We start from the raw sequence: 11,118 nt of genomic DNA on the forward strand, positions 1-11,118 counted from the left end.
TCAGGTTTTCACCTGACAGCTTTTTTCTTTTAAGCACTGATTTTTTACACCAAACTATCAGCCCAAATGTTTTTCGCCCATCCCCACGCATACGTGCCCTCGAGCGCGGTGGGCTCAGCGGATAAACCACCAGAGCCTGGGACTGTTTTGAATGTCTTTTCCGCAGGGACGTATTGATGCACACTTGCGACGTGCACAACATCCGTCGCATTGACGAAGCTATAGCAAGTGTTGGTCAATACCGGCTGTGGATTGACTGCGAAACCACTGAGCTCCGCGATGATTGCCGCAGCAGTCACCTTGGCGTGTTGATTCGCCATATGGCCTGATTTGGGCATTGCTGGCGCGACCTGTATCGAGTCGCCAATGATATGAATATCCTTGGCAATAACTGATTCGAAATTCAGAAAATTCACATTTGACCAACGACCGTTCGCATCTGCGAGGCCAGACTTAATGATCAGATCACCAGCACTCATCGGTGGCAAAATATTCAGTACATCGGCTTTAACATCTTCCTGCACTTCAAACTTAATTGTTTTTGTCTTTGCATCAATTGCGGTGACATTGTGCTCAGGCGTGTACTGAATGATGCCGGGATAGAGCTTGGCCCACGCCTCTTTGAAGAGCTTTCCTTTGGATGTGACATCCTGGTTGGCATCGAACACCAGCACTTTTGATTTTGGCTTATTTTTTTGCAGGTAACTTGCAACTTGGCACACCCGCTCATAAGGTCCTGGAGGGCAACGATATGGCGCAAGCGGAATACTTAACGCATACACCCCGCCATCTCGCATTTCTGTGAGCTGTTTGTGTAATGCCGTGGTCTCTGGGCCTGCGCGCCAGGCTTGGAGCGTTACGCCCGCTTTATTGGCCGCATCAAGGCCCTCGATTTTATCCATCATCATGCCAATGCCAGGTGAGAGCACGAGCTTGTCGTATTTGACAGTTTGACCGGATGCCAGTTGAACGGTTTTCTTTTGTCTGTCGATGCTGGCCACCGAATCCTTGACCATTTTCACGCCGTGATTTTTTTCAAGGCCTGAATAGGGAACAGCAAGTTCGTCTAGTTTGCGCGAACCACCAACAACCAGATTGGACAACGGGCACGAAATAAACTGGGGATTAGGCTCAATCAAGGTCACCTGTGCCGTGTTGTTTGACATCATGCGCAGGTATTTTGCTGCCGTGGCCCCACCATAGCCTGCACCCACCACAACAATTTGTGCGGACTTCAATGAGCTTGCACTGGCTTGACCATTTAAACCAAAGGCCAGTCCAGCGACTGCGGCGCTTTGTCCAAGAAAATGACGACGATTCATGTTATGTCCCCTTAGTTTTTTGTACCGAGAACGCTTGCAATCGTTTTCAGTTGTTCATCGGTGTAGCCTTTAGCAAGCTGATGCATGATCGTGCCGGTCCGTTTGCCGGTCTTATATTCCATGAGTCGCTCATACATGACAGACTCAGAAAGCTTGTTGATCATCGGCACAGCGACTCCCGGCACGCTCACGCCATTTGTTCCATGACAGTTTGCACACGTGGCCGCAAGACTTTGGTTATACAAACGCTGGGCCTGTATATCTTGGGCCTGCGATGCTCCGCTCATCATCAAGCCGATGAGCCCTGATAGCGCCAAGGCTATCGTAGAGAGGGTTTTACGCATTGAGATACTCCTCAGTTGTTATTTAACTTTTGTCCTATATCGTCACTGGTCTGTCGCCGTCTTGACAATAAAGGTTTACCCTGCCGGTCTTTTCTTCAAACTCCGTGTTGAACAAACCAGTTCAAGCATTTTTCCCATCCGTCCTTTGCTGGTTCCGGTTGATACGTCGCACGATAGTCGGCGTGAAACGCATGGGGCGCATCAGGGTAGATGACGAATTTGCTTGCCTGAGCAGCCTGATTTCCTGTCGCTGCGCTCAGTGCCTTCTTCATCTGCTCGACGGTTTCTAGGCTAATTCCCGTATCCTTACCTCCATAAAGTCCCAGCACGGGCGCCTTAAGTTGCGCTGCAAGATCAACTGGATGAGCAGGAAAATTTTCGCTTTTATCACCGACGAGTCTGCCATACCAGGCAACACCAGCCTTAACTTGTGGCAGATTGGCGCATGCAAGCCAAGTGATCCTTCCACCCCAGCAAAAACCAGTGACTCCCACTCTTGCCTGGTCCCCTCCGTGCGTACCTGCCCACTTGATTGCTGCCTCAATATCTCCCATTACTTGCTTGTCAGGCGTCTTTGCTACGATTTGCGACATGATCTCGGCCATTGTTCCGAGTGCTGTGGGATCTCCCGCCCGAGTAAAGAATTCAGGTGCAATCGCTAAATAACCTCGCTTGGCAAACCGCCGAGCAACATCAGCGATATGCTCATGCACCCCGAAAATTTCACTTGCGATTATCACAATTGGTAATTTCGTTTGCTCACCAATCGGCCGAGCGACATAGGCAAAAAGTTCTAGATCTCCGTCAACAATTGTTTCTTCCCCGGCCTTGATACCCGTAAAGTCAGTTTGAATAACTTGAGCAAAAGTGGGCTGAGCAACCGCAGCAAATCCAAGACCCACGCCGATTGCAGAGGTATTGCGCAAAAATTGTCTGCGAGATTGCTTTGATTCTCCATTCAAAGCTTCAACGTCTGAGACATGATCAGAATGCATTCCATTCTCCTAAATTTTACTTTATTTTTATAACAAATTCTTTTATTTGCAATCCCTATATTAGGGTATGCCTCAGTTTATTTAATGACAAAAATTAAGTACTTTTCATTGCTTATTACTTAAAGACATTTGTTTATAACAAAGCAATCTATTGATGTCTTTAGTGGTTATACCTATACCAACCAATGAATGAGCTGAGCGAGGACTATATTGAACCCGAAAAACTTAGCGCTTGAGCCTGGAAAACTCCAGAAGGCACCCGAGAACTTTTTGTCGCGCGACTTTGCCGCCGAGTTGACCGAAAAAGGCATGGACGACACGCGTCGTAGTTTTTTACGCAGCAGCTTTTTTGGTGCAATCGCAACAGGCGCTGTGGCGTCGGGCATGGCTTCGACTGTACACGCCAATCAGGGTGATCCAGCTATCTTGGAAAAACAAACTTGGCAAACCACATTGGGACAGCCCGTTGCGGCCAAACCTTACGGCATGCCTTCTAAATACGAAGCCAACCTTCAACGGCGCGAATCACCCGGATTGACTCGTGTCTCGGCAGCCTCTGTTGCCTTTACCCCTCTGCAAGGCTTATTCGGCATCATCACGCCAAGTGGCTTGCACTTTGAGCGTCACCATCAAGGTTGGTATGACATCGATCCCACGCAACATCGACTCATGATCAATGGCCTTGTAAAAAAAGACATGATCTTCTCGATGGACGATCTCATGCGCTTACCTTCTGTTTCACGCATTCACTTCATTGAATGCGGTGCGAATACAGGCATGGAATGGGGTAACGTCGCGGTCCCCACGGTTCAATACACACACGGAATGGTCTCCTGTTGCGAATTCACCGGCGTACCTTTATCAATTCTGCTCGACATCGTTGGTGCGGATTACACCAAAGGCAAATACGTTTTAGCCGAAGGGGGAGATGGCTCAGGTATGACACGCACAATACCAATGGAAATGGCGCGCGATGATGTACTGGTCGTATGGGCAATGAACGGTGAAATGCTTCGTCCTGAAAATGGCTATCCACTGCGTTTAGTTGTACCTGGCGTCCAAGGCGTGAGCTCAGTCAAATGGCTGCGTCGCATCGAAGTGGGAGATATGCCCTATGGTGCCAAAGACGAAGCGATCCATTACGTCGACCTCATGCCTGATGGCATGCACAGACAATACACATCGATTCAGGAATGCAAGTCTGTCATCACAACCCCATCAGGTGGTCAGCAACTCTTAACAACGGGCTTTTATAACATCACGGGCATTGCCTGGTCAGGCCGCGGAAAAATCAAACGCGTCGATGTCTCTGTCGATGGCGGCAAAAACTGGCGCGAGGCACGGCTGGAGTCTCCTATCTTGAGCAAAGCACTCACCCGCTTCAATATCAACTGGACATGGGATGGCAAGCCTGCGATCTTGCAGTCCCGTGCGATTGATGAGACTGGCTATGTGCAACCGCCCATTCGGATGCTCAGGGAGGTAAGGGGCACTCGCTCCATCTATCACAACAATGCCATTCAATCCTGGAAAGTCGACACCAATGGAGAGGTCAGCAATGTACAAGTTGGTTAAGAATGTTGCGGGCCTCACTACCTTGATATTGGCAAGTAGTCTGGCCCATGCGCAAGATGCTTCACTGTATGCGGGAATTGGTCGCGTTGCGACTCCTGCAGAGGTTGCAGCCTGGGACATCGATGTGCGGCCCGACTTCAAGGGTTTACCTAAAGGTGCGGGAACGGCAGATCAAGGTCAACAACTTTGGGATGCAAAATGCGCGAGCTGTCATGGTACCTTTGGAGAGTCCAATGAGGTCTTCACTCCGATAGTAGGTGGCACGACATCTAAGGATATTCAAACCGGTCGGGTTGCATCGTTGACGGATCCTAATCAGCCTCAACGAACAACATTAATGAAGGTGCCGACAATTTCAACGCTCTTTGATTACGTCTATCGAGCGATGCCCTGGAATGCGCCGCGCTCCCTGAGTGCCGACGAGACCTACGCACTAGTCGCCTATATGCTTGCTCTCGGAGAAATCGTTCCGGAAGATTTCGAATTGAGTGATAAGAATATCGCCGAGGTTCAAAAGCGTATTCCAAATCGAAACGGCATGACTACCGAGCATGGTATGTGGTCTGTATCAGGCAAACCAGATGTGAATGCAACTGCGTGCATGAGCAATTGCGCAACTGAAATCAAGATCATTTCGACCTTGCCTGATTTCGCCCGCAATGCCCATAACAACATCGCAGAGCAAAATCGAACGTATGGTCCTTATCGTGGCGTCGACTCCACACAGCCTCCCCTCAAGACCCTACCTGGGGCGGCCTATGTCACAAAAGTTGCGACGGCTCAAACTCCAACACCTCAGGCTGCACCAGCCGCCTCAGCGGATCAGGCCGCAGTCAAGCAAGCTTTCACTAAAAATAACTGTGCTGCATGCCACGCCCCAGCTGCAAAAGGTGTAGGCCCCTCAATCGCAGATATTGCCAAAAAGTATCAAGGACAAGATGTTTTAGCTAAGATGACTGCAAAGGTTAAAAACGGGGGATCGGGTGCTTGGGGCGCCATTCCCATGCCGCCTCATCCGCAAATCCCAGACGATGAAATCACCCGACTAGTCAAATGGATGCTTTCGGGCTCCTAATTTTTTAATATTAATTTTTATCCGCAAAGGAATAATCATGAACGTACAACGACGCAGACTCCTGCAAATGACCGCACTGGTTGGATTAATGGCTAGCGCAGGACTCATCACCGAAGCTGAGGCCGCGACTTGGAATAAAGCCGCTTTCGAAGGAAAAACCATAGATGACGTCGTTAAAGTTTTAGGTGGCGGCGCACCTCAACAGTCCGATGCAATCATCTTGCGCGCACCAGATATTGCGGAAAACGGTGCTGTCGTTCCAGTCGGTGTTGAAACAAATCTGAAGGCTACTGAAATGGCCATTTTGGTGGAAAAGAACCCAAGCGCATTGGCAGCGATGTTTATCGTACCGGCGGGCGCGGACGCTTTTGCCTCGACACGCGTCAAGATGGGTCAGACCTCTAATGTTTACGCTCTGGCAAAAGTTGATGGCAAATGGTTGATGGCATCAAAAGAAGTCAAAGTCACCCTCGGTGGCTGCGGCGGCTAATCGATCGCTTGAGTACCAGCACATCAAATTTATTGAAATGATTCAGCCCCGATGGGGCAAACAGAAAGTCTAGGAGAAATAATCATGGCAAGCCCAATGCGTATTCGTGCAACTGAAAAAGATGGCATCGTTGACGTTCGTGTCCTAATGAAGCACGACATGGAAACTGGTCAGCGCAAAACTCCTGAGGGGCAACTCGTCCCTGCTTGGTTTATTTCAACAGTTGAAGCAAAAGTAGGCGATAAGCTTGTTTTTGGCGCACAGTTCGGTCCGGCCGTTTCCAAAGATCCTTTCCTTCACTTCAAACTAAAAGGTTCAGCCAAGAAGGGCGACTCAATGACCGTCACTTGGGTTGATAACAAAGGCGAAACTCGCACAGATAAAACCGACATCAAATAATGAAAAGTCATCAGCCCAGAGACGCTTTTAAAGTGATCATCTTGGGTTGAATAACAGGAGACATCCAATGAAACGTTATGTATTTGCCGGACTTGTTGCCAGCCTCATCGGCAGCACAACGATTGTTTATGCGCAGTCCGCTTCAGACCAATTGGCAGAATATCGCCGCATGTTGGCTGACGGCAACCCTTCAGAACTCTATGAGGCCGAAGGCGAAGAGCTCTGGGCCAAACCTGCAGGACCTAAAAATGCGAGTCTTGAAAAATGCGATCTAGGTCTTGGACCCGGCGTGGTGAAAGGCGCCTCCGCACAATTACCACGCTATTTCAAAGACACTGATCGTGTTCAAGACCTCGAGTCGCGACTGATGACCTGCATGGAAACGCTTCAAGGTATACCGGAAGCAGACATCGTGAAGGGATCTTTTGAAAAGGGCGTGCGTAAAAATCTAGAGGCCATTGTGGCTTACGTTGTGACGCAATCAAAAGGCATGAAAGTCAACGTTCCGGCAACGCATCCGAAAGAAAAAGAAATGCTGGCACTAGGTGAGAAGATTTTCTACCTTCAGGGCGGTCCGATGGACTTTTCTTGCGCCTCTTGTCACGCTGTTGATAACAAGCGTATTCGTATGCAAGACCTACCTAACCTGACCACTCAAAAAGGCGCAGCCGAAGGCTGGGGGAGCTGGCCTGCTTACCGTGTATCAAGTGGTTCATTTTGGACCATGCAGCGTCGCTTAAACGACTGCTATCGTCAGCAACGCATGCCTTTTCCGATATATGGATCTGACGCAACAATTGCACTGTCCGTTTTTATGGCAAACAAAGCTGATGGCGGCACGATCCAGACACCCGGCCTGAAACGCTAATTCGAGGGAGCACACAAATGAAAAACACACTGAAAACTCTCGGGCTTGGCCTCTCAATGACGTTGTCGGTATTCAGCTTCATCCCGGCAATCTACGCACAACAAGTCGATCCAGCTGTTCAGGCAGTCATGGAGCGCAGTTTCCGTGAGCAAGGCATTGCAAAACTGGACCGCATCAAACAAGATGAATTTCAAGTCCTTTGCTCAGATGAAAAATATCGTGCCAGTGCCGAAGGACAAAAGAAAGCTGAAGCACTTCAAAAAGCTGCTCTTGCCGCCATCAAACCACCTTCTGATGGTAAATATCTAGGTGACTGGAAAGCTGGTGAAGTTGTTGCGCAGAGCGGGCGAGGCGCGACATGGTCTGATACGCTTAAAACCGTTAATGGTGGTGGCTGCTATAACTGCCATCAAATCACCAAGGAGGAAATCTCCTACGGCACGATTGGACCTTCACTTTTGGCTTACGGGAAAATGCGTGGAAACAGTGAACCTATTTTGGTTTACACCTGGAACCGTATCAGCAACTCCAAGGCTTATAACGCCTGTAGCAATATGCCACGCATGGCGCACTTCAATTTGCTGACGGAACAACAAATGAAAGACGTCATGGCGCTTTTGTTGGATCCCGCTTCTCCTGTCAATAAATAATCACCTGAATGTCAGCAACACGCTTCAAGGAAACATAAATGGGTATGAATCGTCGTGAATTTGTGCAATTGATGGCGATTGCCTCGACTGCTGGTCTCTCGCTTGCATCAGGGACCAGTCGTGCGCAGGCGGCTTCCTCGCTGTATGACATGCCAAAATTCGGTAATGTGCACTTGATGCACTTTACCGACTGTCATGCGCAGCTCAAACCAATTTATTTCCGCGAACCAAACGTCAACCTTGGCTTCGGACCACAATTCGGTAAGCCGCCACATTTAGTCGGCGATGCCTTACTGAAGTTCTACGGTATCAAAGCAGGCACCCGTGATGCCCATGCATTGACTTATTTAGACTTTGACAAAGCGGCGCTTCAATACGGCAAGGTGGGTGGCTTTGCCCATCTCGCTACGCTCATCAAGCAAGTCAGAGCCAGCCGTCCAGGCGCACTGTTACTGGATGGTGGAGATACTTGGCAAGGTTCGGGCACCTCTTTATGGACAAAAGGCCAGGATATGGTGGATGCCTGTCTGGCACTCGGAGTGGACATCATGACCGCCCACTGGGAAATGACACTCGGTGAAGCGCGTGTCAAAGAAATTGTTGAAAAGGACTTTTCAAACAAGGTCAATTTCATTGCACAAAACATCAAGACTACGGATTTCGAAGATCCAGTTTTCGATGCCTTCGTCATGAAAGAAATGAATGGCGTTCCGGTGGCGATTATCGGACAAGCCTTCCCTTACACACCTATCGCCAATCCACGTTACTTTGTCGAGAACTGGTCGTTCGGCATCGACGAGGAGAACATGCAGAAAACTGTTGACTTGGCACGCTCAAAAGGTGCCCAGGCAGTCATTGTGCTTTCTCATAATGGCATGGATGTCGACCTCAAGATGGCGAGTCGCGTGCGCGGCATTGATGCGATTCTTGGCGGACACACGCATGATGGTGTTCCTGTTCCGGTCAAAGTCACAAATCCCGGCGGCGTCACGCTCGTCACGAACGCAGGCTCTAACAGCAAGTTTTTAGGTGTGTTGGATCTTGATGTTAAAAACGGCAAAGTCGCTGACTTCAGATATCGACTCATGCCTGTTTTTGCAGACCTATTGCCTGCCGACAAGGACATGGATGCGCTCATCAACAAGATCAGGGCACCTTACGAAAGCAAGCTCAATGAAAAATTAGCGACTGCTGAAGGTTCACTTTATCGTCGAGGCAATTTCAACGGAACCTTTGATCAGCTGATTGTGGATGGTTTGATTGAAATGAAAGGCGCAGAAATCGCATTTTCTCCTGGCTTCAGATGGGGAACATCCATTCTGCCAGGACAAGCGATTACGATGGAACACTTGCTTGATCAGACTGCGATTACCTATCCTTACACCACGCTCACGCCTATGACTGGGGAACTGATTAAAACGGTACTTGAAGACGTGGCTGACAACCTATTTAACCCGGACCCTTATTATCAGCAGGGTGGTGACATGGTGAGAGTGGGGGGGATGCAATACACGATCGATCCCACTGCATCTGCGGGCAATCGCATATCAGACATGCGTATTGGAGACAAGGCAATCGAAGTCTCCAAAACGTATAAGGTAGCGGGATGGGCGCCTGTTTCAGAAGCTGCTCGTGACGCAGGCGGTGAACCGATCTGGGATGTGATGGCGAACTATTTACGTCAGGTTAAAAATGTTCCGGCCAAAGTGCCAAACTTACCTGTCATCAAAGGTGCTGCAAACAATCCGGGAATGTCAGGTTAACTATATTTATATCTCGGTGGTTTGCTAGGCATCCTTTTTTACGCGAGGTCGCTTTCAATGCATCTGCACGCGTTTTTGAGCCGATTAACTTGGCTCTATGCGATGGGATTTTTACTATTCTCATTGAATAGCCATGCAAATGAGCGCCCATTGGTCCTCACGCCTGTCGGAAAAAATACTTACTACGCCCAAGGCGAATCCGCCTTGGGCTCACCTTTAAATAAAAACTTCATCTCCAACGCGGGTGTCGTGATTGGTCCGGAGGGAGTGATTGTCATTGATGCTCTGGGTTCACCTTTGCTGGGTAAACAACTCATCAATGAGATACGAAAGCTCACTGACAAACCGATTCAATTCGTGATCATCACCCACTACCATGCTGATCATATTTATGGTTTGCAAAGTTTCATCGATATTGGCGCCACCATCATCGCTCAAGAAAGAGCAAAAGACTACTTAGGTTCCGATACCGCCCAACTTCGACTTCAAGCATCGCGCACGGAACTCGCGCCTTGGATTAACGCTGACACCCGGCTGGTACCTGCCTCCACTTGGGTGACGGAAGACACACGGCTAAAGCTTGCTGGGCTTGAAGTTGATTTGATCAAAATGGGTCCTGCACATACCCCTGATGACTTGGCGATTTATTTTCCTTCCGAGGGTGTTCTGTTTGCAGGTGACCTCGTTTTTCGCGGACGCATTCCCTATGTTGGTCAGGCAGATAGCTTGGGATGGATTCAATCCCTGGAGAAACTGTTGGGCAAACCATCAAAAATAATCGTGCCAGGTCACGGTCCCGCTTCAACCTCAGCCAAAGAGGATTTGGCCTTCACACGGGATTATCTAATTTATGTGCGCAAAGCAATGCAACAAGCTGCTCGCGATCTCGATCCCTTTGACGAAGCCTATGCCGCAACAGATTGGTCACTGTATGAAAAAGTCCCCCTTTTCAATGCGGCCAACCGTATGAATGCCTACAACATCTATCTTTCCATTCAGAATGAATAGTCTGACTAGCGGCGATTAAAGCGCGCGAGTTCAAAAACATCCAGATCGACCATCTGTCCAACATCTTTTTGCAAAACTCGACCTGACGGATCGATCACGTAGAGCTCAGGTATACCGCGACGCTTGCCAAACATTCGTTCAAGTTCAGGTGTCATCATGGCGAGATTGAAATTAATATCGTTGTTTTTCGCGTATTTTTGAACAGTCTCAATTCTTTTGTCGATAGACAGACCGATCACCTCCAAATTACCACCTTGTGTTTTTCGAACAAGCTCTTTCAGGTTCGCATTCTGTCGATGGCAGTACGGACACCATGTTGCCCAAACTTGCACCACTAAATATTTACCTTTTAACTGCGCTGCGGAAAGTTGTTGTCCGTCAATCATAGTGAGCGAGTCAATTTTCAAATGATCGCCAACATTGAGAGCATGGGCCTGCGTCACCGCAAACAGACTCATGAGCAATAAAACAATCGCTATCAATCTGAGCTTTATTAATTTCATAACAATGTGATCCATATCTCTACACACACCGATCAGTATTCATTCCATTCTTGAATCTTTCTAGATATTGTTCGTATAAATATACAAATCTTGTGCTAACAATAGTGCGAGTAGGCCAAAAAGTGT

12 protein-coding genes are annotated in these 11,118 nt (G+C 48.7%); 8 read left to right on the top strand and 4 right to left on the bottom strand.

Annotated features, from left to right (window positions below; translation table 11 throughout):
* Positions 1–44 precede the first annotated feature (44 nt).
* From QWY27_RS09410 to QWY27_RS09420, 3 genes are all read right to left on the bottom strand, one after another.
* Positions 45–1,322: an NAD(P)/FAD-dependent oxidoreductase gene (locus tag QWY27_RS09410; RefSeq protein WP_290197011.1), complete on the bottom strand. Its 1,278-nt coding sequence runs from the start codon at positions 1,320–1,322 to the stop codon at positions 45–47.
* An 11-nt stretch (positions 1,323–1,333) separates the two neighbouring features.
* Positions 1,334–1,666, bottom strand: a complete 333-nt coding sequence (locus QWY27_RS09415; protein WP_290197012.1) for a c-type cytochrome — start codon at positions 1,664–1,666, stop codon at positions 1,334–1,336.
* Between the two features lie 95 nt (positions 1,667–1,761).
* Complete coding sequence (locus QWY27_RS09420) at positions 1,762–2,661, bottom strand: dienelactone hydrolase family protein (protein WP_290197013.1); 900 nt, start codon at positions 2,659–2,661, stop codon at positions 1,762–1,764.
* Between the two features lie 210 nt (positions 2,662–2,871).
* Here QWY27_RS09420 and soxC point away from each other — a divergent pair, with 210 nt between their 5' ends.
* The 8 genes from soxC to QWY27_RS09460 all read left to right on the top strand — a co-directional run bounded on the left by soxC (position 2,872) and on the right by QWY27_RS09460 (position 10,489).
* The gene (gene soxC / locus QWY27_RS09425) at positions 2,872–4,236 is read left to right on the top strand and encodes a sulfite dehydrogenase (protein WP_290197014.1); all 1,365 of its coding nucleotides are present in this window, start codon (positions 2,872–2,874) and stop codon (positions 4,234–4,236) included.
* Positions 4,220–5,311: a c-type cytochrome gene (locus QWY27_RS09430; protein ID WP_290197015.1), complete on the top strand. Its 1,092-nt coding sequence runs from the start codon at positions 4,220–4,222 to the stop codon at positions 5,309–5,311. The genes soxC and QWY27_RS09430 overlap by 17 nt, the downstream gene beginning before the upstream one ends.
* 37 nt (positions 5,312–5,348) lie before the next feature.
* A complete protein-coding gene (gene soxY / locus QWY27_RS09435) occupies positions 5,349–5,801 on the top strand; it encodes a thiosulfate oxidation carrier protein SoxY (RefSeq protein WP_290197016.1) in 453 nt (150 codons plus the stop codon).
* 84 nt (positions 5,802–5,885) lie between these two features.
* On the top strand, positions 5,886–6,200 hold the full coding sequence (soxZ, locus tag QWY27_RS09440; protein ID WP_290197017.1) for a thiosulfate oxidation carrier complex protein SoxZ: 315 nt from the start codon (positions 5,886–5,888) through the stop codon (positions 6,198–6,200).
* 67 nt (positions 6,201–6,267) lie between these two features.
* The gene (gene soxA, locus QWY27_RS09445) at positions 6,268–7,068 is read left to right on the top strand and encodes a sulfur oxidation c-type cytochrome SoxA (protein WP_290197018.1); all 801 of its coding nucleotides are present in this window, start codon (positions 6,268–6,270) and stop codon (positions 7,066–7,068) included.
* A 17-nt stretch (positions 7,069–7,085) separates the two neighbouring features.
* Positions 7,086–7,718 carry a sulfur oxidation c-type cytochrome SoxX gene (gene soxX / locus QWY27_RS09450; protein ID WP_290197019.1) on the top strand — a complete coding sequence of 211 codons (633 nt, stop codon included), beginning with the start codon at positions 7,086–7,088 and terminating at the stop codon, positions 7,716–7,718.
* Positions 7,719–7,762: 44 nt separating this feature from the next.
* Complete coding sequence (gene soxB, locus QWY27_RS09455; protein ID WP_290197139.1) at positions 7,763–9,481, top strand: thiosulfohydrolase SoxB; 1,719 nt, start codon at positions 7,763–7,765, stop codon at positions 9,479–9,481.
* A gap of 57 nt (positions 9,482–9,538) precedes the next feature.
* On the top strand, positions 9,539–10,489 hold the full coding sequence (locus tag QWY27_RS09460) for an MBL fold metallo-hydrolase (RefSeq protein ID WP_290197020.1): 951 nt from the start codon (positions 9,539–9,541) through the stop codon (positions 10,487–10,489).
* 5 nt (positions 10,490–10,494) lie between these two features.
* Here the strand turns inward: QWY27_RS09460 and QWY27_RS09465 are convergent, their stop codons facing one another.
* Entirely contained in the window at positions 10,495–10,992 is a 498-nt protein-coding gene (locus QWY27_RS09465) for a TlpA disulfide reductase family protein (protein WP_290197021.1), read from the bottom strand.
* Positions 10,993–11,118 lie beyond the last annotated feature (126 nt).

Origin of the sequence: Zwartia vadi, from assembly GCF_030410375.1 — a bacterium.
In the GTDB taxonomy this organism is placed as follows: Bacteria; Pseudomonadota; Gammaproteobacteria; order Burkholderiales; family Burkholderiaceae_B; genus Zwartia; species Zwartia vadi.

Bases quoted from the DNA above. Each gene is read 5' to 3' on its own strand.
- QWY27_RS09420 (WP_290197013.1), bottom strand. From the start codon at position 2,661: ATGCATTCTGATCATGTCTCAGACGTTGAAGCTTTGAATGGAGAATCA.
- soxY (WP_290197016.1), top strand. From the start codon at position 5,349: ATGAACGTACAACGACGCAGACTCCTGCAAATGACCGCACTGGTTGGA.
- QWY27_RS09460 (WP_290197020.1), top strand. From the start codon at position 9,539: ATGCATCTGCACGCGTTTTTGAGCCGATTAACTTGGCTCTATGCGATG.
- soxX (WP_290197019.1), top strand. From the start codon at position 7,086: ATGAAAAACACACTGAAAACTCTCGGGCTTGGCCTCTCAATGACGTTG.
- QWY27_RS09415 (WP_290197012.1), bottom strand. From the start codon at position 1,666: ATGCGTAAAACCCTCTCTACGATAGCCTTGGCGCTATCAGGGCTCATC.
- soxB (WP_290197139.1), top strand. From the start codon at position 7,763: ATGAATCGTCGTGAATTTGTGCAATTGATGGCGATTGCCTCGACTGCT.
- QWY27_RS09430 (WP_290197015.1), top strand. From the start codon at position 4,220: ATGTACAAGTTGGTTAAGAATGTTGCGGGCCTCACTACCTTGATATTG.
- QWY27_RS09465 (WP_290197021.1), bottom strand. From the start codon at position 10,992: ATGAAATTAATAAAGCTCAGATTGATAGCGATTGTTTTATTGCTCATG.
- QWY27_RS09410 (WP_290197011.1), bottom strand. From the start codon at position 1,322: ATGAATCGTCGTCATTTTCTTGGACAAAGCGCCGCAGTCGCTGGACTG.
- soxA (WP_290197018.1), top strand. From the start codon at position 6,268: ATGAAACGTTATGTATTTGCCGGACTTGTTGCCAGCCTCATCGGCAGC.
- soxZ (WP_290197017.1), top strand. From the start codon at position 5,886: ATGGCAAGCCCAATGCGTATTCGTGCAACTGAAAAAGATGGCATCGTT.